This is a genomic window from Qipengyuania mesophila, from assembly GCF_019711655.1.
GTDB lineage: Bacteria > Pseudomonadota > Alphaproteobacteria > Sphingomonadales > Sphingomonadaceae > Qipengyuania > Qipengyuania mesophila.
Map to the genome: position 1 here is coordinate 494,322 of NZ_JAIGNU010000002.1, position 22,498 is coordinate 516,819.

At 62.4% G+C, this 22,498-nt stretch carries 22 protein-coding genes; 16 read left to right on the forward strand and 6 right to left on the reverse strand.

What is annotated here, in order from left to right:
• The first annotated feature begins 90 nt into the window (after positions 1 to 90).
• Genes K3181_RS15665 through K3181_RS12085 form a run of 3 tightly spaced genes read left to right on the forward strand, consistent with a single transcriptional unit; the run spans position 91 to position 911 of the window.
• Positions 91 to 300 carry an MFS transporter gene (locus K3181_RS15665; RefSeq protein WP_345725495.1) on the forward strand — a complete coding sequence of 70 codons (210 nt, stop codon included), beginning with the start codon at positions 91 to 93 and terminating at the stop codon, positions 298 to 300.
• 12 nt (positions 301 to 312) lie between these two features.
• The gene (locus K3181_RS12080) at positions 313 to 507 is read left to right on the forward strand and encodes a hypothetical protein (protein ID WP_221603347.1); all 195 of its coding nucleotides are present in this window, start codon (positions 313 to 315) and stop codon (positions 505 to 507) included.
• The gene (locus tag K3181_RS12085) at positions 480 to 911 is read left to right on the forward strand and encodes an MFS transporter (RefSeq protein ID WP_345725496.1); all 432 of its coding nucleotides are present in this window, start codon (positions 480 to 482) and stop codon (positions 909 to 911) included. Before K3181_RS12080 ends, K3181_RS12085 begins: the two co-directional genes overlap by 28 nt.
• 147 nt (positions 912 to 1,058) lie before the next feature.
• Here the strand turns inward: K3181_RS12085 and K3181_RS15855 are convergent, their stop codons facing one another.
• Together K3181_RS15855 and K3181_RS12090 are read right to left on the reverse strand one after the other, a co-directional pair.
• Entirely contained in the window at positions 1,059 to 1,283 is a 225-nt protein-coding gene (locus K3181_RS15855) for an NTP transferase domain-containing protein (RefSeq protein ID WP_425594548.1), read from the reverse strand.
• Positions 1,284 to 1,348: 65 nt separating this feature from the next.
• Complete coding sequence (locus K3181_RS12090) at positions 1,349 to 1,792, reverse strand: PAS domain-containing protein (RefSeq protein ID WP_221603349.1); 444 nt, start codon at positions 1,790 to 1,792, stop codon at positions 1,349 to 1,351.
• A 319-nt stretch (positions 1,793 to 2,111) separates the two neighbouring features.
• Here K3181_RS12090 and K3181_RS12095 point away from each other — a divergent pair, with 319 nt between their 5' ends.
• Both K3181_RS12095 and K3181_RS12100 read left to right on the forward strand, forming a co-directional pair.
• Positions 2,112 to 2,795 carry a response regulator transcription factor gene (locus K3181_RS12095; protein WP_221603350.1) on the forward strand — a complete coding sequence of 228 codons (684 nt, stop codon included), beginning with the start codon at positions 2,112 to 2,114 and terminating at the stop codon, positions 2,793 to 2,795.
• A gap of 191 nt (positions 2,796 to 2,986) precedes the next feature.
• The gene (locus K3181_RS12100; RefSeq protein ID WP_221603351.1) at positions 2,987 to 4,033 is read left to right on the forward strand and encodes an MASE1 domain-containing protein; all 1,047 of its coding nucleotides are present in this window, start codon (positions 2,987 to 2,989) and stop codon (positions 4,031 to 4,033) included.
• 37 nt (positions 4,034 to 4,070) lie between these two features.
• Here the strand turns inward: K3181_RS12100 and K3181_RS12105 are convergent, their stop codons facing one another.
• Positions 4,071 to 4,343, reverse strand: coding sequence for a hypothetical protein (locus tag K3181_RS12105; RefSeq protein ID WP_221603352.1), 273 nt, complete (start codon positions 4,341 to 4,343; stop codon positions 4,071 to 4,073).
• 54 nt (positions 4,344 to 4,397) lie between these two features.
• Positions 4,398 to 5,018 (reverse strand): TetR/AcrR family transcriptional regulator, encoded by a 621-nt coding sequence (locus tag K3181_RS12110; protein WP_221603353.1) that lies wholly within the window; start codon positions 5,016 to 5,018, stop codon positions 4,398 to 4,400.
• A 129-nt stretch (positions 5,019 to 5,147) separates the two neighbouring features.
• Between K3181_RS12110 and K3181_RS12115 the strand changes: the two genes are divergently transcribed.
• Positions 5,148 to 7,463 carry a TonB-dependent receptor gene (locus K3181_RS12115; RefSeq protein WP_221603354.1) on the forward strand — a complete coding sequence of 772 codons (2,316 nt, stop codon included), beginning with the start codon at positions 5,148 to 5,150 and terminating at the stop codon, positions 7,461 to 7,463.
• A gap of 49 nt (positions 7,464 to 7,512) precedes the next feature.
• On the opposite strand, the gene K3181_RS12120 is transcribed toward K3181_RS12115, so the two are convergent.
• Positions 7,513 to 8,817 carry a sulfotransferase family protein gene (locus tag K3181_RS12120; RefSeq protein ID WP_247715093.1) on the reverse strand — a complete coding sequence of 435 codons (1,305 nt, stop codon included), beginning with the start codon at positions 8,815 to 8,817 and terminating at the stop codon, positions 7,513 to 7,515.
• 129 nt (positions 8,818 to 8,946) lie between these two features.
• Between K3181_RS12120 and serS the strand changes: the two genes are divergently transcribed.
• From serS to K3181_RS12135, 3 genes are read left to right on the forward strand one after another with little or no spacing between them, the layout of a single operon-like run.
• Positions 8,947 to 10,227, forward strand: a complete 1,281-nt coding sequence (serS, locus tag K3181_RS12125) for a serine--tRNA ligase (protein ID WP_221603355.1) — start codon at positions 8,947 to 8,949, stop codon at positions 10,225 to 10,227.
• Entirely contained in the window at positions 10,227 to 10,988 is a 762-nt protein-coding gene (surE, locus tag K3181_RS12130; protein WP_221603356.1) for a 5'/3'-nucleotidase SurE, read from the forward strand. Before serS ends, surE begins: the two co-directional genes overlap by 1 nt.
• A 29-nt stretch (positions 10,989 to 11,017) precedes the next feature.
• Positions 11,018 to 12,079, forward strand: a complete 1,062-nt coding sequence (locus K3181_RS12135) for a potassium channel family protein (RefSeq protein WP_221603516.1) — start codon at positions 11,018 to 11,020, stop codon at positions 12,077 to 12,079.
• 3 nt (positions 12,080 to 12,082) lie between these two features.
• Here the strand turns inward: K3181_RS12135 and K3181_RS12140 are convergent, their stop codons facing one another.
• Complete coding sequence (locus tag K3181_RS12140; protein WP_221603357.1) at positions 12,083 to 12,481, reverse strand: DUF1761 domain-containing protein; 399 nt, start codon at positions 12,479 to 12,481, stop codon at positions 12,083 to 12,085.
• A 76-nt stretch (positions 12,482 to 12,557) separates the two neighbouring features.
• Here K3181_RS12140 and rimO point away from each other — a divergent pair, with 76 nt between their 5' ends.
• From rimO to K3181_RS12175, 7 genes are all read left to right on the forward strand, one after another.
• A complete protein-coding gene (gene rimO, locus K3181_RS12145) occupies positions 12,558 to 13,931 on the forward strand; it encodes a 30S ribosomal protein S12 methylthiotransferase RimO (RefSeq protein ID WP_221603358.1) in 1,374 nt (457 codons plus the stop codon).
• Positions 13,932 to 14,171: 240 nt separating this feature from the next.
• A complete protein-coding gene (locus K3181_RS12150; protein WP_221603359.1) occupies positions 14,172 to 16,538 on the forward strand; it encodes an EAL domain-containing protein in 2,367 nt (788 codons plus the stop codon).
• Between the two features lie 386 nt (positions 16,539 to 16,924).
• Positions 16,925 to 18,367 carry a glucose-6-phosphate dehydrogenase gene (gene zwf / locus K3181_RS12155; protein WP_221603360.1) on the forward strand — a complete coding sequence of 481 codons (1,443 nt, stop codon included), beginning with the start codon at positions 16,925 to 16,927 and terminating at the stop codon, positions 18,365 to 18,367.
• Complete coding sequence (edd, locus tag K3181_RS12160; RefSeq protein WP_221603361.1) at positions 18,357 to 20,174, forward strand: phosphogluconate dehydratase; 1,818 nt, start codon at positions 18,357 to 18,359, stop codon at positions 20,172 to 20,174. The genes zwf and edd overlap by 11 nt, the downstream gene beginning before the upstream one ends.
• 2 nt (positions 20,175 to 20,176) lie before the next feature.
• Positions 20,177 to 21,148 carry a glucokinase gene (gene glk, locus K3181_RS12165; RefSeq protein ID WP_221603517.1) on the forward strand — a complete coding sequence of 324 codons (972 nt, stop codon included), beginning with the start codon at positions 20,177 to 20,179 and terminating at the stop codon, positions 21,146 to 21,148.
• Positions 21,145 to 21,756, forward strand: a complete 612-nt coding sequence (eda, locus tag K3181_RS12170; protein ID WP_221603362.1) for a bifunctional 4-hydroxy-2-oxoglutarate aldolase/2-dehydro-3-deoxy-phosphogluconate aldolase — start codon at positions 21,145 to 21,147, stop codon at positions 21,754 to 21,756. The genes glk and eda overlap by 4 nt, the downstream gene beginning before the upstream one ends.
• Before the next feature lie 84 nt (positions 21,757 to 21,840).
• On the forward strand, positions 21,841 to 22,497 hold the full coding sequence (locus K3181_RS12175; RefSeq protein WP_221603363.1) for a L,D-transpeptidase family protein: 657 nt from the start codon (positions 21,841 to 21,843) through the stop codon (positions 22,495 to 22,497).
• Position 22,498 lies beyond the last annotated feature (1 nt).

Below are 22,498 nucleotides of genomic sequence, written 5' to 3' on the forward strand. Positions count from 1 at the left end.
ACTCAAAGACGGAGAGAACGGGCCTCCGAACTTGAATGACGATATGGCTGAACCCGCACCAGCATTGTTGCGATACCGGACTATAGAAAGGTGACGCGCGCCTCGGCTCTTGTCCGGCGATCTTCTGATGCGCCTATCGTCGATGTCATTTCCGATCCTGGCAACGGACAGATTTCAGACGATCCTCGAACGAGGTTTGGAAGGAGACATCCGCTCATTTGTTTCTCCGCATTGCCAGCGGCAGCCAGTTTCCTATCCCTGTGGTACTCGCCGCCGCCGATCAACCGACGCCCTTTTTGAGGACCCACCAGAATGACATCACCGGAATCGAACCGAATTTGCGTCATCCCCGGAGAAGGCGCAGCTGCAGAAGCGATAGAGGCGGTTCTGGCATTGATCGAGAAGCTCGATACCGGCCTGTTGCAGGGCTACGCTGAGATAAAATCGAAATTCGATCGAATAGATGTGGTCGCTCGGCCGTGGGTCAGGGACAGGGTCCGGGCATAGTTGCTACACCCGGGCTCGCTGAATGTGACTTAGGCGCGGGAGCCCTCAAACGGCATCGAACCGGCCTCTGGCTTCTTTCCGTGGCCGTGCTGTCGCTTTCAGACACATTGCCGCTCGTTGTGCTGGGATTTTTCGGTCTCGGTGCGTCGCAGTCCGGCTATCAGATGGGCACGCAGACCATCGTACTCGAATTCGGTGACCGCGACGACATGCCGATGCGCATAGCTGCCGCGACGACCGCGGAGGCGATCACGGCGACGCTCGGACCGCTCGTCGGTGGCTTCGTCGCCGAAGCCATTGGCTTGCCGTGGGTGTTCGGGGCGACGGGCGTGCTTCTGGTGGCCGCATTGGTCTTGCTGCTCGGCCTCGTTCGGGAACCACGGGCCGTCGTCAGCACTCGTTAGACTTCGCGCTTCCTGACTTCACTTCCTTCCGAGTGTTTCGGTTAAACGACCAAAATGGGGCCGATAGCGGACGGTCTGCTGTCAGCCGAATTTCTGAACGAGCTGCCATTGAGGTAGCCAGTTGAGGTCTGCGCTCCGCAATCGCCATCACCACGTTCGAGTGCAAGTAGTGCTTTTGCCTGATGCTATCTGACGCAGGTGCATTGTGCTCATTATCGGCATATCGGCGAGCCCAATAACGACACGATCGTGGCGCATCGCGGCAACTACACCCGCGGCGATCGATGTTCCCATGCCCTTTGAGGCATTGGCATTTACGACTTCTTCCCAACCGCCCGGTACGCGGACAGACGAGACTCTTTCGTGCAGCAAAGACGCGGACGAAGTTCACAGAAAACACTGCACCCACACTCGCTTCTCAACTAGCCGGGTCGGCATCAGCGATGATTTAGTTGTTCGCCTCCACTCGTGATATCCTGGGATGTGCACAGAATGGAGACCACTTGACCTGTCTGCGCGCAAAGAGGGCGCAGGTTCACGGCCCATAGGCGCCGAGAGCCTTTTGCGGTCGGGCACTCGGCTTCGAAATTCACCACACCTCCCTGAACCGCATCGTAGAAGTGCTCCTTGACGAGGGTGAGCAAAGCACTTGGCCATAGGTCCCACCAGAATTTTCCAATGACCCAACCCAGTTGGTCAATTTCCATTGCGTTCAGGCCGTTGCAGTTCATGAATTCCAGATGGCCATCCACGCTGAAAATTTTTATGCAGTCCTTGGATTGAGCAAGCATTGCAATCGCCAGTTCGCTGCCGCTTAGCCCGACGGCCTCGACGGTCGAGATTGCTCTGGAATCGATGGAATTGTGGGACATCGCGGTCATAAGTTGGTACCTGGAATTTGGCGAGCTCGTAAAAGCCGTCAGTGCTCCCGCTTCTGTAAGGTGGAAATAACTTAGTGGTGTGAACGCGGCGCGACGAGATTCTACGCAGTTTGCCGAGGTTGCGATGATGCAATTGGCCATGTCTTTTGGGAATGTGAGAGGTGTCTTACTCGCCTGGTGAGTGGGCTTCGATCCCATGCATCGATTGAACCAAACCCTTGGCCGAGAGGCGGCTTGAGTGTGTCTCTGCAGCAGAGGCCAGGATCAGGCATGCATTTCAGAATTTTAGAAATGCAGGAAAAGGATATGGAAATAAGATGTGCGCCAAGATAACCTTTCCTACAGGGCGATCAAAGAAGGTATGATGGCAAAGCCTGGTTCAAGCACTGAAGCGCGAAAATCGATCTACTTGATCGACGACGATCCGATGTTTCGAAGGTGGCTTCATGGTGAGCTCACCGATTTCGAATTGACTGTCTGGCCTTTTGGCTCTGCGGCTGACTTCCTCGAATACGCTCCCACTGCGGCTCCAGCACCGATTATTATCGATCTTCGCATGCCCGAAATGGATGGGCTGCAGCTTCTCCAAGAGCTCCGTAAACGAGGAATCGGCTGGCCGGTTCTCATATCGACCGCGCATGCCGATATCCGAGCTGCGGTTTCAGCTATGCAATTGGGGGCTGTCGATTTTCTCGAAAAGCCCTTTGCGATTAAAGCCCTGCTGGATCTCGTCGAAGTGGCGTTCGATTCCATGGGCGATCAAACCTCGGCGTTAGAGAAAGAACTAATCGCCTTTAGAAACCTGTCTCGCCTCACCAATCGCGAGCGAGAAGTTGCCATCCACCTCAGCCATGGCCTTTCGAACAAGGAGGTGGCGCGCCAATTCGAGATCAGCCCGAGAACTGTGGAGGCTCACAGAAGTTCGATATTTTCCAAACTTGAAATCAAGAGCATAGCAGAGCTCGTACGAATGCTTTTTGCGGCAAATGTAGTGAAACCCTAGATTATTTTGGCAAACCTCGAAGAAATATGGTGAGATCGGGTGGAAAGGTCGGGTTTGCGTGTCGCTAGAGATGTCAATTTCGATTGCCACAGAATTTGCGCGAGGAGCTGGCTAGAGGAACGTTCTCGGTACCTGAGATCTCTATTTAGCCATAGGCATTCCGTAAATCTTTCTTCTAAGGCAGGCTGGGCATGAGTTTTTTGCGTCGACGGGAGATCGCCTTCATTCTGGCAGTGACTGCCTTGTTCGGCGGCCTTGCCTATCTCGGTATCTCAGTCAGTCGCGAGAATGGGCGAGTGGCATTGCTGTGGATGCCCAACGCGATTGCCGCCGCCTGGCTGCTTCGCGCGCGGTGGGCTTCGAGCGGCCCCCTTATTGCTTCCTGTGCTCTGATGAATATCGCCGTGAACCGGTTTGTCGGAGATTCTTGGCTAATAGCGATTGGCCTCTCGGGCGCCAATGCCTTGGAAATTGCCTTAGTTGTCTGGATCATTCGAAAGCAAGTCCAGCGTCGTCTGGATATGAGCGAAATCTCCGATCAGGTTTGGCTTCTCGTGGCCTCGCTGATCGCATGTTTCGGGTCCGCAACTATGGCAAGTTTCGTTCTGGCAGGAGGTGAAGGGGCTTTTGCGATTAGAGATTGGACGAAATGGGCACTAGCGGATGGTCTTAGTCTTCTGGTGCTGCTTCCTGTTCTATTGGTCGGGGCCGATATTTGGGGGGCTCGAAAGAGTTTCACGCGGAAATTTGTGACGGAATGGCTTGTCATGATCGCGGTGGTAGCCACCGGCAGCACTATCGTCTTCGCGCAAAGCTCTTATCCGTTTCTCTTTCTCGTTACGTCACTGATCATATACGCGGCGTTCAGAACAGGCCTCGCAGGAACAGCTGCAGCGCTCTTGATTGTTACGATAGTCGCGTCGATCGCTTCCGCCGCTGGAAGAGGCCCGATCTCGCTGGTTCGCGGTGGAATTGAGGCGCAGTTTTTTGCCTTTCAGGTATTCCTGGCCGCAAATCTGGTCATGGGCCTTCCGGTCGCTGCTATGCTGGCCGGAAGGGCGCGGGACAGGCTCGAGTTAAAGAAAAGCCGCGATGCCAGCCAGCATATCTTAGACAATATTCGCGACGTCATCTTCAGCACAGATAAAGGGGGGAGGTGGAGCTCGCTAAACCCAGCGTGGGAGACGATCACTGGGTACTGCTCGGAGCAGAGCCTCGGGACCATAAGGACCGCCTGAGCGGGCGGTCCTCCATGGCATTCTCAACGACACGAAGTCAGGCGGCTTTTGCGGTGGTCTTGCTCCGAGCCGCGGGCGCCTTGGTGGGCTTGGGAGAGCCTGCCCCGGCCTGTTCTTCTGCACTCTTTTTGTCGAGCACCTTCTTGGCAACATATCCGCCCACGCCGAGCGCAACCATGGCGGGAAGGCTGATCCGACGCAGGACGGTGGTTGCCACGACGCCCAGCGCCGCGCCGCTCGCTCCACCGATGGCGTTGGTCTCCTTGGCGAGCCTGTCGCCGACGAAAGCTCCGATAATCTTGCCGATCATGTGATCATTCTCCTTTGCGAAACCAACGGCTTCGCCGCCGCGCGGTTCCGTCGGTCAGGAATGCCCCGAGCCGACCCCGCGCGCGAGGAGATCGTTGGCGCGGCGGGCAATGACGTCGAACGGGGGATCGCCTTCGCGCGCCCAGATGACATAGCGCAGACCGAGAAAGACGTTCATCCCCATGACCGCCCACGCCTCGACCGAGCCGAGGCCCTGCGCCAATTCGCCCGCCTCCCCTCCGGCCTGGAGACGCTCCTCTATTCGCGATCCGATCGTCTCGTAATGCTCGCGGTAGCTTTCGGGATCGACGAATTCGGCCTCGTCGATAATGCGGTAGATTTCCTTGTGCTCGGCAGCGAAGGCGAGGAAGGCGCGCAGGGCGACGCGTTCGATCTCGAGCGCCCCCATCGCGGGATCGAGCGCCTCGCGCGCGGCCTGCGCCACGCCCGTACTCATGTCCGAGACCAGCGCCCGGAAGATCGCGTCCTTGCTGTCGAAATAGGTGTAGAAGGTACCCAGCGCCACGCCTGCGCGGCGGGTAATGCCGCTGATCGAGGCATCATGGAAGCCGTGGTCGGCGAACTCGCGCGTGGCGGCATCGAGGAGCTTGCGCAGCGTCTTGCGCCCGCGGTCGGTCCGCGGCTCCTTCCCCGTCATGGCCACATCGCTGGTCATCGCGGAACACCCCCTCCAATGGGCCTACGCTATCTGCCCCCATGGCATCAATCAACATCTAACTTGAAAGGTGGTTCACGTTTCAGTATTGAACTCCCCATAAGAATGTTCGGGAGGGAAAAACTGATCATGCGTTCCACCAATTTCCTCGCCGCGAGCCTGCTCGCCGGCGTCGCTTTCGCCGCCCTGTCCGCAGCCCCCGCCTCGGCCCAGGAGGTCGGTGACACCGCGCCCGCGCCGCTGGTCGAGGAAGGCAACACCATCGTCGTCACCGCGCGTCGCCGCGAGGAGCGCATCCAGGACGTGCCCCTCGCGATCACCGCCCTTTCGGGCGAGGAATTGACCAAGGGCGGGACGCTCGAGATCACCGAGATCGCGCAGGAAGTCCCGAATCTCACCCTCGAGGTCAGCCGCGGCACCAATACGACGCTCACCGCCTTCATTCGCGGCGTCGGCCAGCAGGACCCGGTCGCCGGTTTCGAGGCGGGCGTCGGCCTCTATGTCGACGACATCTACCTCAACCGTCCGCAGGGCGCGGTGCTCGACGTCTATGATGTCGAGCGGGTCGAGGTGCTGCGCGGACCGCAGGGTACGCTCTACGGCCGCAACACGATCGGCGGCGCGATCAAATACGTCACCGCGCGCCTGCCGGACGACACCGAGGTCAAGGTGCGTGGGACCTATGGCTCCTACAACCAGGCCGACCTGATCCTCACGGCCTCGACACCGCTCAGTGATGGCCTGAAGGTCGGGGTGAGCGGCGCGCGTCTTTCGCGCGGCGGCTTCGGCGACAACCTCACCCAGCCCGGGGTCGAGAACTACAACAAGGACGTCTGGGCGGCGCGCGGCACCATAGAGTTCGACAACGGCCCGCTCTTCATCCGCCTGTCGGGCGACTACGTGAAGGACAATTCGGACCCGCGCCAGGGGCATCGGCTGCTCACCGGTCGCTTCTCGGGGGCACCGGTCCTCGACAACGTCTACGACACGCGCGCGGGCCTCGACGTGGTCGAGCAGGAGGTCGAAGCCTATGGCGGCGGCCTGACCGTGGCCTATGAAGTCAGCGACACGGTGACGCTCAAGTCGATTACCGGTTTCCGCAAGGATAGGTCGACCACGCCGATCGACTTCGACAGCCTTCCCGCCGCCGACCTTGACGTCCCCGCCATCTACCGGAACAAGCAGTTCAGCGAGGAACTGCAGCTGCTCTACGAGGGCGACCGCCTGTCGGGCGTGCTCGGCGCATACTACCTCGACGCCAACGCCTTTACCGCCTTCGACGTCGCGCTGTTCACCACCGGCGCACTGATCGGTCTGCCCGGCCTCAATGCGCAGACGCTGGGCGATGTCGATACCGAGACCTATTCGATCTTCGGCGATTTCACCTACGACATCACCGATCAGATCAGCCTGTCGCTCGGCGGTCGCTACACCTGGGACAAGCGGGACAGCCGCATCCTGCGCACGACCTTCATCGGCGGGTTCTCGGACCTCTTCCCGCCGTCGACCGCGACCGCCATCGCCGTGACCAGCGACTTCACCGGCAGCGCGACTTTCAAGGAATTCACCCCGCGCGCTTCGCTTGCGTTCAAGCCAAACGACAACCACACGCTCTATTTCACCTATTCGAAGGGCTTCAAGGGCGGTGGCTTCGACCCGCGTGGCCAGTCGACCGCGGCACCTGATCTCGATGGCGACGGCGACATCGACTACGCCGATCAGTACGCCTTCCTCAGCTTCGCGCCCGAAAAGGTCGACAGCTATGAAATCGGCTGGAAGGCCTCGCTGCTCGACGACCGCCTGTTCATCAGCCTCGCCGCCTTCAAGGGCGATTACACCGACGTCCAGATTCCCGGCTCCGTCGGCTTCGATACCGACGGCGACGGCACCAACGACAGCTTCATCGGCATCACCTCGAATGCGGGCGACGCCGATGTGAACGGGTTCGAATTCGAAGGCCGCGCCATCGTCGGCAAGGATTTCGCCGGACCGGGCAGCCGCCTGACCTTCAACTGGGCGCTGGGCATCCTCGACGCGAAGTACAACACCTTCATCGACGCCTTCGGCAACGATGTCGCCGACCAGCGCGTGTTCCAGAACACGCCCGACATCACCGCCAATGCCGGCTTCGACCTCGGACTGCCGGTAGGCAACGGCATCGTGGATTTCCTCGGCTCGGTCTCGCTGCGCTCGGACTCGAGCCAGTTCGAACTGCCCGGGCCGCTCGATCAGGACGGCTTCGCCCTTGTCGATGCCAGCATCGTCTATACCGACGACAGCGATCGCTGGTCGATCGGCCTTCACGGCAAGAACCTGTTCGACAAGCGCTACATCGTCGCCGGCTACGACTTCGTCACCGGCACCGTGCTCGGCCTCGAAGGGAATTTGACCGGCTTCTACGGCGACCCGCGCCGGGTCTTCGTGACCGGCCAGTTCAAGTTCTGATCCGGCACTCTCTCGACTTCAGGGGGCGGGGCTTTGCTCCGCCCTTTTTCTATCCGGCCACCCGCCTCAGGCGCGCCGGCTGGGCCGCGTTCTCCACCGGTATGCCGTAGGTCTCGGCATAGTTGGCGAAGCGCTCGTCGACCTCGCCTTCCGCCAGGCCGAATTCTTCGAGGCTGTAGCGATGCGGCCGTCGCTTGAGCCGCGCCGAGCGGTCGAGATAGGCCTGCATCCCGCCAATCGCCGGTTCGATGTCGAAGCCGAGGAAGCGGTAGACGCGCTCCATCGTGGCGCGCCAATCGTTCTCCATATCGTCGTACTGGACGTCGATCATGCGCTCGCGCGGGATGCTGTCGCGCGCGGCACGCATCCGCTCGATCATCATCGCCGTCTTGCCGAGCCACTCGCGCCCGGTCTCTACCGGATCGTTCTGGTCCGAATAGATGATCGTCTGGTTCCAGGCGAGCGAGGCGGCACTGCCGACGACCCTCTTGGGATCGCGATGGGTGAAGATCAGCCGCGCATCGGGGAAGACTTCGAGCAATGCGGGCAGGTCGAGCATGTGCTGCGGCGTTTTGAGTATCCATGGACGGAGCGAGCTTTCCTGCTGCGACCAGCCGATCAGCCGCAGAAGGTCGGCCATATGGCGATAGGCGGGCACGGCGGACTCACCGGCACACCATTTCGAGTAACCCGGCACATGCCACTGCGCTTCCCATTTCATCCCGTACATCGAAGCGGCGATGAGCCCCAGCTCCTCCTCCGGCTCGAAGGGCCCGGTGGGGTGGATCGACAGCGTGCGCGGATTGGCGAGCCGTGCGACCTTGAGGATGCGGCTGGCGAGCTTCAGGCGGAAGTCCTCCTCCTCGCCGTCCATCACGGCTTCGTACCCGGGACGCGGTACGGGGCTGATGGTCTCGAAGCTGCGGAGATGGGCGAAGCGCCGGTCGCTGGCAAGCAGGCGATGAAGCCGGGTCGTTCCCGAGCGCATGGGGCCTACAATGACTACCGGGTTCTTCAGCGGACGCGCGAGTATCTCGGGGTGCCGCTTGAACCACATCTGGGTGTAGAGCCGGTCGCGCAGCACGTGATGAAACATCTTCATGGCGGAGAAATCGCCGGCCGTATTGAGGCGCGCCTCGCGCTTCACGCTGTCGAGCAGCACTTCGAAGGGGCGTTCGAACCAGCGGTCGCCGAAATCGTCGAGCCCGGTTGCCCGCGCTGCCTCTTCGAGCAGGTAGTCCTTTTCCAACCTGACGGGATCAACCCAGCCCAGCTTGCGCCCCGCCCTGATGGCGCCTTCGGCGATATCGATGAAGCGCGTACGGCGCGGCGGCTGGATCGGTCGTTCGGTCAAGCGGTCTGCCTTCAAGCTTTTGGATTGGCCCAAGAACGGGTGGCGGCGAGAGTGGTGCCCGAGAAAGCGCAACCGGGTGGCGGCGAAGTGACTGGCCAAGCCGAACCCGAGAAGGCATAGGCGCGGACCATGCACGATATCGCCTTCATCCGCGCCAATCCGCAAGCCTTCGATGCCGCTCTCGCCCGCCGCGGCGCCAAGCCGGTGGCCGATACGATCGTCGCGCTCGACGCCAAGAAGCGTGAGGCGACGACCAGGGTCCAGCAGGCGCAGAGCCGCCGCAACGACGCCTCTAAGGCGATCGGACAGGCCATGGGCCAGGGCGACAAGGAGAAGGCCGAGGCGCTCAAGGCCGAGGTCGCCGAGATCAAGGCCGGCATGCCCGAATGGGAAGCGGCCGCCGCCGAAGCGGGCGCCGAGCTCGACGACATGCTAGCCCGCCTGCCCAACCTCCCCGCCGAGGATGTGCCTGAGGGCGCGGACGAGAACGACAATGTCGAAATCCACCAATGGGGCGACCGGCGCGAGTTCGATTTCGAGCCGAAGGAGCACGCCGACCTCGGCCCCGCGCTGGGCATGGATTTCGAGACCGGCGCGAAGCTCTCGGGCGCGCGCTTCACCTTCCTGCGCGGCGATATCGCCCGCCTCCACCGCGCGCTCGCCCAGTTCATGCTGGACAAACAGACGCGCGAGAATGGCTACACCGAGTGCAACCCGCCAGTCCTGGTAGGCGACGATGCCATGTATGGCACCGACAAGCTGCCCAAGTTCGCTGAAGACAGCTTTCGCACGACCGACGATCGCTGGCTTGTTCCGACATCAGAAGTTCCGCTGACCTACTCGGTTGCCGGTGAAATCCTCCCCGACCTTGTAGAGCCGATCCGCATGACCGCGCATACGCTGTGCTTCCGCTCCGAAGCTGGCTCTGCCGGACGCGATACGCGCGGCTTCATCCGCCAGCACCAGTTCGAGAAGGTCGAACTGGTGAGCATCTGCCGTCCCGAAGACAGCGAGGCCGAACACGAGCGCATGACGAAATGCGCCGAGGGTATCCTCGAGGCGCTGAACCTGCCCTATCGCCGCATGCTGCTGTGCACCGGCGACATGGGCTTCGGCGCGCGCAAAACCTACGACCTCGAAGTCTGGCTGCCCGGCCAGGGCGCCTGGCGCGAGATCTCGTCGTGCTCGAACACGGGCGATTTCCAGGCCCGCCGGATGAATGCGCGCTACCGTCCCGAGGGGGAGAAGAAGACCGTCTTCGTCCACACGCTCAACGGCTCGGGCCTCGCGGTCGGGCGCACGCTGGTGGCGGTGATGGAAAACTACCAGCAGGCCGATGGCAGCGTTACCGTTCCCGAGGCGCTTGCTCCCTATATGGGCGGTATTGCCAAGCTGGAGCCCCTGTCCTGATGCGTATCCTCCTGACCAATGACGACGGCATCCGCGCTCCGGGTCTCGAGGTTCTCGAAGGCATCGCACGCCAGTTCAGCGACGACATCTGGATCTGCGCCCCCGACGAGGAACAGTCGGGCATGGGGCACGCGCTCACGCTCACCCGCCCCGTCCGCCTGCGCAAACACGACGAGCGGCGTTTCTCGGTCACCGGCACGCCCACCGATGCCGTGACCATGGGTATGCGCAAGGTGCTCGGCGGCCTGCCCGACGTGATCCTCTCGGGCGTCAATCGCGGGGCGAATCTGGCCGACGACATCACCTATTCGGGAACGGTCTCGGCGGCTATCGAAGGCGCGCTGGCCGGGGTTCGCTCGATCGCACTGAGCCAGGTCTATGCGAAGGAAGGAATGGGCGAGGACGTTCCCTTTGGTGCCGCGATCGAATGGGGCGCGAAAGTGCTCGCCCCGCTGCTCGACACACCGCTGCCCAAGCGCACGCTGGTCAATGTCAACTTCCCGCCGCTTCCCGCTGGCGAGGTCAAGGGCATTCGCGCGGTGCGGCAAGGCTTTCACGACTACTCGCGCGGCACGGTGGTCGAGGGGCGCGACCCGCGCGGCTTCAAATACTACTGGTTTGGGCTCGAAGCGATCGAGCACACACTCGACCACGGCACCGATCTCGAGGCGATCGACGAGGGCTATATCTCGGTGACCCCGCTCCAGCTCGACCTGACTCACCACGCCTCGCTGGGCGCATTGGCGGAGCGCTTCGCCTAGTGGCCGACGCGCGCACCAAGCAGCTGCGGATGAGCAAGGGCATAAAGCCCCTGCGCCGCGCGGTGCGCTTGCCCGTCTGGGGCGATCTCGGCATTCGCCTCGGCCTCGCGCTGCTGCTGATCTTCACCGTGGTCATGATCCACTGGTGGGACCGCGAGGGTTTGGTCGACAACCTCGACGGCGAAGTGAGCTTCCTCGACGTCGTCTATTTCACAATGATCTCGATCACCACCACCGGCTTCGGCGACATCGCCCCGATCTCCGATCGCGCGCGACTGGTCGAGGCGGTAATCGTGACGCCGGTCCGTTTCGCTGTGCTCTTCATCTTCGTCGGCACGGCCTATAACTTCCTCATCAAACGCACATGGGAGCAGTGGCGCATGGCCCGTATCCAGGAACAATTGTGCGACCATATCGTGGTTCTGGGCTTCGGCATCTCGGGCTCCGAGGCGGTCGCCGAACTGATCGAACGCGGCACCGAACCGAGCCGGATCGTCGTGATCGACCCGAGCGAGGACCGGCTGAGCGAGGCCGAGGCGCTCGGCTGCAACGTCATGGCGGGCGACGCGACGCGCGATGAAACGCTCAAGGCCGTGCGGATCGCCGAGGCCTCCAACGTCCTCATCTCGGCCGGTCGCGACGACACGACCATCCTCATCACCCTGACCGCGCGCGCGCTGGCCCCCGAGGTACCGATCAGCGTCGTCGTGCGCGCCGACGACAACGAGTCGCTCGCGCGGCAGGCCGGCGCCAGCAATGTCATCAATCCGGTGCGGTTCACCGGACTGCTCCTCGCGGGCAGCGCCAAGGGCGAGCATATCGCCGAATATCTCGCCGACCTCGCCAGCATTTCCGGTCGCGTCCAGCTGATCGAGCGACCGGTAACCGCCGAGGAGTGCGGCAAGACGCTTGCCGGACTGCAATCGGGCGGTCGCGGCCTCAGGGTCTACCGCGGGGGCAAGGCACTCGGCTTCTGGGAGCCTGAGTGCCAGACGCTGCAGCCCGGCGACGTGGTGGTCGAAATCGTACCCACAGCCAATGGTGAAACGCAGGGCGATGGTCACGATCGCGACGATCGCGAGCGGAGCTGATCGCTAGCGGAAGAACAGGAAGACGCCGCCCATGGCCGCCATGCCGACAATCAAGTGGCCGGCATCGATCAGGAAATGCGTCAATGTCTTGCGTAGGTAGAGGTAGTTGATCCCGACCGCCGGGGCCATGATCGTCGCGCCGAAGCCGACGGCCATCATCATGACCGCGCGGTCGCTGGCGCCGCTGCGCGCGATCGCATGCCAAAGGGTCAGCGCGATCACCAGTTCGGCAAGATAGGTCAGGCCGAAGATCAGCGGCATATTGGTACCCTGGAGCTGATCGTCGCTCATCCCTGTGGCCTTCTGCCAGGCCTTCCCGAACAGCACGCCGTACCAGATTGCTCCGACGAGGAAGAAGGCCAGCGCGCCCAGCAGGACCGCCCAGAGGTTGATTTCACCCATATCCGCTCCCCCGGGAACCCTCGACGAGCAGGACGCTAGCGTAAAACCACGTTCGGGTGTAGGGGCGCGCGCAATCATGAGCACTATCACGACCCCGATCCCCGACCAGAAGAAGGTCGGCATGGTTTCCCTCGGCTGTCCCAAGGCACTGGTCGACAGCGAGCGCATCCTCACGCGCCTGCGCGCCGACGGCTATGCCATGAGCCCCGACTACGCCGGTGCCGACGTGGTGCTGGTCAACACCTGTGGCTTTCTCGATTCCGCCAAGGAGGAGAGTCTGCAGGCGATCGGCGAGGCGATTGCAGAGAACGGCCGCGTGATCGTAACCGGTTGCATGGGCGAAGAGGCCGACGCCATTCGAGCCGCACATCCGAGCGTGCTCGCGGTGACCGGGGCGCATCAGTACGAGGCGGTCGTCGAGGCGGTTCACGAACATGCCCCGCCGAGCCAGGGGCCCTTCATCGACCTGATCCCGCAGCCCGACGTCAAGCTTACGCCGCGCCACTACAGCTATCTGAAGATCTCGGAGGGGTGCAATCACTCCTGCGCCTTCTGCATCATCCCCGACCTGCGCGGGAAGCTCGCCAGCCGGCGCATCGATGCGGTGTTGCGCGAGGCGGAAAAGCTGGTTGCGGCGGGCACGAAGGAATTGCTCGTCATCAGCCAGGACACCAGCGCCTATGGCGTCGACACGCGGCACGAGAGTCGCAGCTGGAAGGGCCGTGACGTACGTGCGCACATGACCGATCTCGCGCGCGAGCTGGGCCAGCTCGACATCGGCGGCGGCGTGCCGCCCTGGGTGCGGCTGCACTACGTCTATCCCTATCCGCATGTCGACGCGGTGATTCCGCTGATGGCTGACGGCCTGCTGACCCCCTATCTCGACATTCCCTTCCAGCACGCTAGCCCCAAGGTCCTGCGTGCCATGAAGCGTCCGGCGAACGAGGCCAAAGTGCTCGAGCGGCTGAAAGGCTGGCGCGCTATCTGCCCCGAGATCGCGATCCGGTCGAGTTTCGTGGTCGGCTTTCCCGGCGAGACCGAAGAGGATTTCCGTTATCTGCTCGACTGGCTCGAAGAGGCCCAACTCGACCGCGTCGGTGCCTTCCGCTTCGAACCCGTCGAAGGTGCGCAAGCGAATGCCCTGCCCGATCCCGTGCCCGAAGAGATCAAGGAAGAGCGCTATACCCGGATCATGGAAGTGACCGAGCGGATCAGCGCCGCCAAACTCGCGGCCAAAGTGGGGCGGACGATCCCGGTGATCATCGACGAAGTCGGCGAGCCGGACGAGGACGGCGACATCGGCGCAACCGGGCGCAGCCAGGCCGACGCCCCGGAGATCGACGGCGCAGTTTACCTCCGCAACGTCCCTAAGGAGCTGGCCTCCGGCGATATCGTAACTGTCTCAATTGAGGACAGCGACGCGCATGACCTGTTCGGAGTGGTAGCCTGATACACCTTCGCCGGTAGTCAACCATATGGGCAAACCGCGACCTTGGTACCCTATGCTGTTCTTCTAAAATAAGAAAATTGCGGCACCGAGCGATCCGTAGGGCCCGTGGCGCGATTTTTCTTCACGCCGAATCCTAAAGCGGAATTTACCTTCGCAAACCGCAGCCTCGTTGGCTTACGAGGTGTCCTCGCCGCTCACATCAAAACTTTCTTAAACTTAAGACCCGCATAAGGGCGCCCGATGGGTGACCAACGCATCTCGAAACTGGCCGAGCCGATCCTCGGCCGTTACCGTTCGCTGCTTGGCGGACGGCTGTTCGAGCGCATGCGCAATGTCCTGTGGGCGGGGCTGATATCGCTTGCGCTTTACGGGATTTGGTTCCTCCAACCGGCTGATCAAATGTTCTGGCTGATCCAGTCGCGGATTGCCGAGCGAAGCCCCTCGGGTGATATCGTTTTCATCGGGTCGGATGAAGTGCTGAACGATCCGCGCTCGCCGCAAAGGCGCTACGAACTGGCCGAGGCCCTCGACGAACTCGACCGCAAGGGCGTGGGCAAGGTCTATCTGGATATGACCTTCGCCGAATCCGACGATCCCGAGGCGGATAAACGGCTCGCGCGTGCAATCGCGGACCTCGGACCACGGATCACGCTTATCGATCGGAAGGTCTACGGGGCGACTGTGGATGGGGCTATACGAGCCACTTCGCCCGCGATCGCAGGCGCTGCACGGCGAGTCGTCTCTGACCAAACCGATCGCGACTTTACCGGCCTGGCGTGGGAACTCCACTACAGCTACGTTGTAGATGGCAAGCCAATACCTTCCGCGGCATCTTCAATGGCGGGAGTCGGTGGTAACTCAGACGCAGTTTTTTCCGTCGATTATGGCATTCCACCTTCACGTATTCCCGCGCTTCCCATAGCGGCATTGTCCGACAAAGCTGCCTTCGCGCCGACCGATCGCGTCGAGGTCACAGGGAAGACTGTGGTGATCGGTCACAGTGGACAAGTCTCGGGAAATCAACAGATAATACCAGGGCTGGCAAACGCACCTGCAAGCTTCGTAGATATTTATGGCGCAGAGACATTGAAGTCCGGCCATACAAGAACTCTCAGCGGCCTACCCATCGTATTAATATTTTCCACCCTTTTGATGGCCGCATCATTTCTAAGCAAAACACGAAAACGTCGCTGGTTATCTTATACTTGCATCACTGCATTTGCGCCGGCCCTCCTGGTCGCGGCGGCTCAGATCGGCCTGCGCGTAGAACTTTCCTATGGCGCCGCTGTCCTGATCATTTACGCTATCTTCCGCTCGCGAGTGCGCTGGAAACGGCGTCTCGAAATGGTCAATCTGGAAACTGGGCTCCCAAAGATACGAGCCTTGGAAGCGCGTCTCGTCCGCGATTCGATCGCCAGCGGCCACATAGTCATTGCCAAGATCCAGAATTACGAGCGGGTCCTGAAGACGCTCCGGTCGGAGGACAAGGGCAGCTATGTCCTCAAACTCGTCGATCGGCTGCGCGCCGCCGATCCCAACTTGGCCGTCTACAACGAAGGTCATCATCTCGGTTGGCACGTAGCAACCGAAGAGACTGAAGCAGTCGTCGAACATCTCGAAGGCCTGCGCGCGATCTTTGCGGCTCCCGTCCAGGTGGGCGGATTTTCGGTCGACGTTGGCATCACCTTCGGCATTGCTTCGATCGATGGCGATCCTCCCGCTCGCATGGCGGCCGCCATTGCCGCTGCCGAGGATACGTCCGAAGCAGTCAATCCGATCGCCATCGCCGAGACCGGATCGCAGACAGATCTCTTGTGGGACATCTCGCTCCGTGCGCGCATCGACGAGGCAATGGAAGCAGGCGAGATATATTGCGTCTACCAGCCCAAGATCGATCTCGGCACGGACTCGATCGTGGGAGTGGAGGCCCTGGCGCGCTGGCACGACCCGGCACGCGGTTTCATATCGCCCATGCACTTCATTCAGCAGTGCGAGAAAGCCGGGCGGATGGAACACCTGACCCGCTACGTCCTCCAAAGCGCCTGCTCCGCCGGGCAGCTGCTGCATTTCCGCGGCCACACGATTTCGATGTCGGTCAATATCTCCGCAACCTTGCTCGGCGACATGCGCATCGTCGGGCTGGTGCGCAACGTCCTTCAGGCAACGCGGTTCGCCCCGCAATCGCTGACACTCGAGATAACCGAGACCGCGCGAATCTCGGACCATAGCGTGGCGGCAAGCATCCTAGAGGAACTGAAGGCAATCGGCGTCCGGATCTCGATGGACGATTTCGGCATCGGCGCGGCCAGTTTCGAAGCATTCTACGAACTGCCATTCGACGAGATCAAGATCGACCGGCTGTTCGTCTCGAATATCGGCAAGGATCCCAAGGCCTTGGCGATCGTCTCCAGCATTGCCGCGATGGGTCGTGATGCGCGAATCACCGTCGTGGCAGAGGGTCTGGAGAACCCGCAGGACATACCCCTCCTCGAGAATGCAGGCTGCCAGCAGGTCCAGGGCTTCGCCTTTTCGCGTCCGCTACCCCTATCCAATCTCCTTGAATATCAGAATCTTAGCATAGAGAGGCCGGCTGCAAACATGGTTTAGGCTTTACAAACAGACATGGTTAATGACATATAACTCTTGAGCAATCAGGAGGTACGACCATGTGGGATTTCTGGGGTTGGCTTTTCGGCAAGTAAGCCCAAGCCATCATATTCATTTCGAAAGGGCCCCTGACGGGGCCCTTTCTCGTTTCTGGCCCCGAATGACGAAGCCAGAGTCGGCGCGTCGATGGGCATGCCCTCGAGAACGACCCAGCCTCACCAACAATTGCTCTACTGTCGCGTAGCAGCAGTCCGACATTCCGATCTTTCCGCGCGGGCGAGAGTAGCAAAGCACAAGAATAGGAATGCAGTCGGCTGGCGCGCGCCTGCCTGCGCTGTTATCCGCCTCTTCCGAGAGGAGAAACCGATGATCGTCCGGCCCGCTGCATGAACGCACCCGCAGATCGCCTGCTCTTGTTCGGCGCGACGGGCGATCTTGCCCAGCGCATGCTCCTGCCTTCGCTTTGCGCGCTCGACGCCGATGGGCTGCTGGAACCGGAACTGAAGATCGTCGGCACGGCGCGTTCGGAAATGTCGACCCACGACTATCGCGATTTCGCCCGCGAAGCGCTGGAGAAATACCTGCCCGACCATCGCCGCGGAGGTGTGGCGGAATTCCTCAACCGGCTGAGCTATATCCCGGTCGATGCGACGACGCTGGAGGGCTATGACCAACTGGCAAGGGAAGTCGGTGTCTACGAGAAGGGTCTGGCGATTTTCCTGTCGACCGCGCCGAGCCTGTTCGAACCGACCATCGACGGACTCGTCCACGCCGGATTGACGCAGGGCAATGTCCGCATCGGCCTCGAAAAGCCGCTCGGCACAGACCTCGCCTCGAGCAAGGAGATCAACGACGCGGTGGCCAAGGCGTTCTCCGAAGACCGCATCTTCCGCATCGATCACTATCTCGGCAAGGAAACCGTCCAGAACCTGCTGGCGCTGCGCTTTGCCAACCTGCTGTTCGAGCCGGTGTGGAATTCGACCTATATCGATCATGTCCAGATCACCGTGGCAGAGACGGTCGGGCTGGAGTCACGCGTCGCCTATTACGACGACAGCGGGGCGCTGCGCGACATGGTCCAGAACCACATGCTCCAGCTGCTCGCACTGGTGGCGATGGAGCCCCCGACCAGCTTCGATTCGACCGCGGTTCGCGATGAAAAGGTGAAAGTGCTCCGCGCCCTCCGCCCTATCGCCAAGGACGAGACCGTGACCGGCCAGTACCGCGCCGGCGTGGTCAATGGCGAAGCCGTGCCCGGCTACGACGAGGAACTCGGCAAGGACAGCGACACCGAGACTTTCGTTGCCCTTAAGGCGCATGTCGACAACTGGCGCTGGAAGGGCGTGCCGTTCTATCTGCGCACCGGCAAGAGGCTGCCCGAGCGCGTGACCGAAATCGTCGTCCAGTTTCGTTGCATCCCGCATTCGATCTTCGAGGGGCGTGGAGCGAGCACCCAGCCCAATCGCCTCGTCATCGGCATTCAGCCCGAAGAGAACGTCCAGCTGTCGATGATGGCCAAGGTTCCCGGGCTCGACCGCGAGGGCATCCGCCTGCGGCAGGTGCCGCTCGACATTGCCATGCCCGACGCCTTTTCGGGCGCGGTCCGCCGCATCGCCTATGAACGGCTGCTGCTCGACCTGATCGAGGGCGACCAGACGCTCTTCGTTCGCCGCGACGAGGTCGAAGCGCAGTGGGAGTGGATCGACGCCATACGCGCGCTGTGGGAGAGCGAGGACATCAAGCCCAAGACTTATGGCGCGGGCAGTTGGGGCCCGAGTGCGGCCATCGCGCTGGCCGAACGCGACGGGGTGAGCTGGCATGACGAATAAACCGCTCAACGATACGATCCATCGCGTTACCGAGCGGGTGATCGCCAATTCGCGCGACAGCCGGGCCGCCTATCTCGAGCTGATGGAGCGCGAGGGCGATCGGCAGGTCAATCGCGGATCTCTTTCGTGCTCGAACCTCGCCCACGCCTTTGCCGGCGCGGAGGAGGACCAGGCCGCAATTATGGCGGCCAGGGGCCCGAATCTGGGCGTAGTGACGGCCTATAACGACATGCTCTCGGCCCATCAGCCCTACTACCGCTATCCCGAGCGGATGAAGATCTGGGCGCGCGAGGTCGGCGCCACCGTCCAGGTCGCCGGCGGTACACCGGCCATGTGCGACGGCGTGACCCAAGGCGAGGCGGGCATGGAGCTGTCGCTCTTCAGTCGAGACACCATAGCGCTTTCGACCACGATTGCGCTGAGCCACGCCATGTACGACGGTGTGGCGCTGCTCGGCATTTGCGACAAGATCGTGCCCGGCCTGCTGATGGGCGCGCTGCGCTTCGGCCATTTGCCCGCGATCTTCGTGCCCTCCGGCCCGATGGGTACCGGCATCTCCAACAAGGAAAAACAGCGCGTCCGCCAACTCTATGCCGAAGGCAAGGCGAGCCGCGAGGAATTGCTCACCAGCGAAATGGGCAGCTACCACTCGCCGGGCACCTGCACCTTCTACGGCACCGCCAATTCCAACCAGATGATGATGGAGATGATGGGCCTCCACGTGCCGGGTGCAGCCTTCGTCCCGCCAGGTGCGAAGCTGCGACAGGAACTGAGCCGTGCCGCAACCCACCGGCTCGCCGCCATCGGCAAGAGGGGCGAGGATTTCCGCCCGCTCTCCCGCGTGGTCGACGAAAAAGCGATCATCAATGCGGCCATAGGCCTTCTCGCCACCGGCGGATCGACCAACCACGCAATCCACATTCCCGCCATGGCGCGCGCCGCCGGTATCCGGTTCGACTGGACCGACTTGGCCGAACTCTCCTCGGCTGTGCCGCTGGTTGCACGGGTCTATCCCAACGGCTCGGGCGACGTGAACCATTTCCACGAGGCCGGCGGCATGGGCTACGTCATAGGGACATTGCTCGACGAAGGCCTAGCCCACGCCGACATCACGACCGTTTGGGATGGCGGCTTCGAATCCTATTCGCGCGAACCCGGTATGGACGGCGACGCGCTGACCTGGCGCGATCCGGGACCTTCGGGCGACACCGAAATGCTGCGCCCTGCCTCGGGGCCCTTCCAGAGCGATGGCGGGATGCGACTGGTCCAGGGCAATCTCGGGCGTGCCTGTTTCAAGTCCTCCGCCGTCGAGCGCGAGCGGTGGACGGTCGAAGCCCCGTGCCGAATCTTCGAGGACCAGCCTTCGGTCAACGAAGCGTTCCGCAAGGGCGAACTCGACAAGGACGTCGTCGTGGTCGTCCGCTTTCAGGGACCACGCGCCAACGGCATGCCCGAACTCCACAAGCTTACACCCGCGCTCGGCGTGCTGCAGGATCGCGGCTACAAGGTGGCGCTTGTCACCGACGGGCGCATGTCGGGCGCATCGGGCAAGGTCCCCGCCGCAATTCACTGCACGCCGGAGGCACTCGGTGGCGGCCCTCTGGCGAAGCTGCACGATGGCGACATCGTGCGCGTTTGCGCGGCTACGGGCGAGCTTTCGACCCCGTCCGATCTCGACAGCCGCGAGCAGTCGCCGGCTCCCGATCCCGAGATCGGCATGGGCCGCGAACTCTTCGCCATGTTCCGGGCCGGCGCGGACGGCGCCGAGCAGGGTGCATCGCCCATGCTCGCCATGGCGGGGCTGTGACCATGGAACTCGTCAGCGTCGATATCGGCGGCACGCACGCCCGCTTCGCGATCGCCACGGTGGCCGATGACGGCTCGATCACCCTCGGGGAGCCGGAGACGCTCCACACCGAAGACCACGCCAGCTTCCAGACCGCGTGGGAGGATTTCCGCGAGCGGATGGGCGGCACCCTGCCCCCGCGCGTGGCGATGGCCATCGCCGGGCCCGTGGGCGGCGAGGTGATCCGCTTCACCAACAACCCGTGGATCATCCGCCCCGCACTCGTCCGCGAAAAGCTCGGCGTCGAAGACTATTGTATCGTCAACGATTTCGAGGCGGTCGCGCATGCGGTGGCGCGCGTCGGCGACGATCAGTTCATCCACTTGACCGGCCCCGACAAGCCGCTCGCCCCGACAGGGCGCCTCAGCGTTCTCGGCCCAGGGACCGGGCTGGGTGTTGCCCATCTCTACCGCGAGCCCGATGGAACCTACCGCGTCTCGGCAACCGAGGGCGGCCATATCGACTTCGCGCCTCTCGACCAGATCGACGACGCGATCCTCGCCCGGTTGCGCAAGCGGCATACTCGCGTCTCGGTCGAACGCGTCGTGGCCGGTCCGGCCATTTCCGACATCTACCAGACACTCGCCGCGATGGAGGGCAAGCCGGTCGCCGAGGAAGACGACATAGCGATCTGGAAACGGGGCCAGGACGGCAGCGACAGCCTAGCCGCAGCGGCCGTCGACCGGTTCTGCCTGTCGCTGGGCAGCGTCGCTGGCGATATCGCACTCGCTCAGGGCGGCTTCGGCGGCGTCGTCATCGCAGGAGGGCTCGGCTATCGCATCCGCGACACGCTGGTGAAGTCTGGCTTTGCCGAGCGGTTCAAGGCCAAGGGTCGCTTCCAGGAGCTGATGGCGTCGATCCCGGTCAAGCTCATCACCCATCCGCAGCCGGGCCTGTTCGGAGCCGCTGCAGCATTTGTCAGGGAACACGCATGACCATCGCCGACATCATGCAGACCGCACCGGTCATTCCGGTGATCGTGGTTGACGAGCTGGAGCATGCCGTGCCGCTGGCGCGCGCGCTGGTCGCGGGCGGACTTCCCGTACTCGAAGTCACGCTGCGTACCCCCGTCGCGCTCGATGCGATCCGTGCGATGAGCACGGTCGAGGGCGCGATCGTCGGAGCCGGCACGGTAACCAACGGCCAGGAGCTTTCCGAAGCGATCGATGCGGGAAGCCGGTTCATCGTTTCGCCGGGCCTCACCGAACCGCTCGGCAAGGCCGCGAACGCTGCCGGAGTTCCTTTCCTCCCCGGGATTGCCAATGCCGGCGACATCATGCGCGGGCTCGATCTCGGCCTGACGCATTTCAAGTTCTTCCCGGCCATGGCGGCAGGCGGGCTGCCCGCGCTCAAGGCGCTCGCGGCGCCGTTCGGGCAGTGCCGCTTTTGCCCCACCGGCGGGATATCGCTGACCAATGCCGCCGAATGGCTCGCCTTCGATCCCGTGCTGTGCGTGGGCGGCAGTTGGGTCGCACCGCGCGGCCCCGTCGACGAGCGCCAGGTGGAACGCCTCGCACGCGAAGCCGCGACACTGGCGGATTAACCAGTTCGCGGGTCGTTTGTGCCCGCGCGGGACGCCAACCGCGCGTTGCTGGAAAATTCATCCCTTCGTGGGCATAGTCCCGCAATGGATGTGATTCTGAAGTGGATCGGTGGGGGAACCGTGGCAGTTGGCCTGGTGCTCGCTGGCGTCGCTCTGGGCGGCCGCGCAACTGCCGATGACGAGCAGGTCCAAGCGCCTGTGGCTTCGACGCAAGCGGCTTCCAAGCCCGTCTTCGCGCATGGCGCGATTGCCGCAAAGGCCGCCGCCGATGCGGAGCGGCTTTACACCGTCCGCCGGATCCTGCCGATCGATGGCCCGATCAAATATGGCGAATGGCACTGGGACGACGAAGGTGTGCCCGACGGTCCGCTGCTCGTGACGGTCGATCTCGATGCACGCGTCATTTCGATCTTCCGGGGCGGCTTCGAGATCGGCGCGGCGGCGGTGATGCTCGGTACAGACGAGCACCCGACTCCACTCGGCGTCTTCCCGATCCTGTGGAAGGACCGGCACAATGTTTCGGAGAAATACGGCGATGCGCCGATGCCTTGGAGCCTGTTTCTAACCAACGACGGGGTGGCTATCCATGGCGGGCATTTGGTCGAGAACGGCTATGCCAGCCACGGCTGTATCGGCGTGCCCGACGAGATCGCCAGCCGCCTCTTCGCCATCGCCAAGAAGGGCGACAAGGTGGTGATCACCGACGGTCAGCGGATCGGCCTAGGCGACAGCATCATCTGAC

Excerpts from the sequence above, each read along its gene's own strand:
- K3181_RS12110 (WP_221603353.1), bottom strand. The coding sequence starts at position 5,018 with ATGACCAGCGATGTGGCCATGACGGGGAAGGAGCCGCGGACCGACCGC.
- K3181_RS12090 (WP_221603349.1), bottom strand. The coding sequence starts at position 1,792 with ATGACCGCGATGTCCCACAATTCCATCGATTCCAGAGCAATCTCGACC.
- rimO (WP_221603358.1), top strand. The coding sequence starts at position 12,558 with ATGAGCACTATCACGACCCCGATCCCCGACCAGAAGAAGGTCGGCATG.
- K3181_RS12105 (WP_221603352.1), bottom strand. The coding sequence starts at position 4,343 with ATGATCGGCAAGATTATCGGAGCTTTCGTCGGCGACAGGCTCGCCAAG.
- K3181_RS12100 (WP_221603351.1), top strand. The coding sequence starts at position 2,987 with ATGAGTTTTTTGCGTCGACGGGAGATCGCCTTCATTCTGGCAGTGACT.
- K3181_RS12135 (WP_221603516.1), top strand. The coding sequence starts at position 11,018 with ATGAGCAAGGGCATAAAGCCCCTGCGCCGCGCGGTGCGCTTGCCCGTC.
- K3181_RS12150 (WP_221603359.1), top strand. The coding sequence starts at position 14,172 with ATGGGTGACCAACGCATCTCGAAACTGGCCGAGCCGATCCTCGGCCGT.
- serS (WP_221603355.1), top strand. The coding sequence starts at position 8,947 with ATGCACGATATCGCCTTCATCCGCGCCAATCCGCAAGCCTTCGATGCC.
- K3181_RS12115 (WP_221603354.1), top strand. The coding sequence starts at position 5,148 with ATGCGTTCCACCAATTTCCTCGCCGCGAGCCTGCTCGCCGGCGTCGCT.
- surE (WP_221603356.1), top strand. The coding sequence starts at position 10,227 with ATGCGTATCCTCCTGACCAATGACGACGGCATCCGCGCTCCGGGTCTC.
- eda (WP_221603362.1), top strand. The coding sequence starts at position 21,145 with ATGACCATCGCCGACATCATGCAGACCGCACCGGTCATTCCGGTGATC.
- K3181_RS12140 (WP_221603357.1), bottom strand. The coding sequence starts at position 12,481 with ATGGGTGAAATCAACCTCTGGGCGGTCCTGCTGGGCGCGCTGGCCTTC.
- glk (WP_221603517.1), top strand. The coding sequence starts at position 20,177 with ATGGAACTCGTCAGCGTCGATATCGGCGGCACGCACGCCCGCTTCGCG.
- edd (WP_221603361.1), top strand. The coding sequence starts at position 18,357 with ATGACGAATAAACCGCTCAACGATACGATCCATCGCGTTACCGAGCGG.
- K3181_RS12175 (WP_221603363.1), top strand. The coding sequence starts at position 21,841 with ATGGATGTGATTCTGAAGTGGATCGGTGGGGGAACCGTGGCAGTTGGC.
- zwf (WP_221603360.1), top strand. The coding sequence starts at position 16,925 with ATGAACGCACCCGCAGATCGCCTGCTCTTGTTCGGCGCGACGGGCGAT.
- K3181_RS12080 (WP_221603347.1), top strand. The coding sequence starts at position 313 with ATGACATCACCGGAATCGAACCGAATTTGCGTCATCCCCGGAGAAGGC.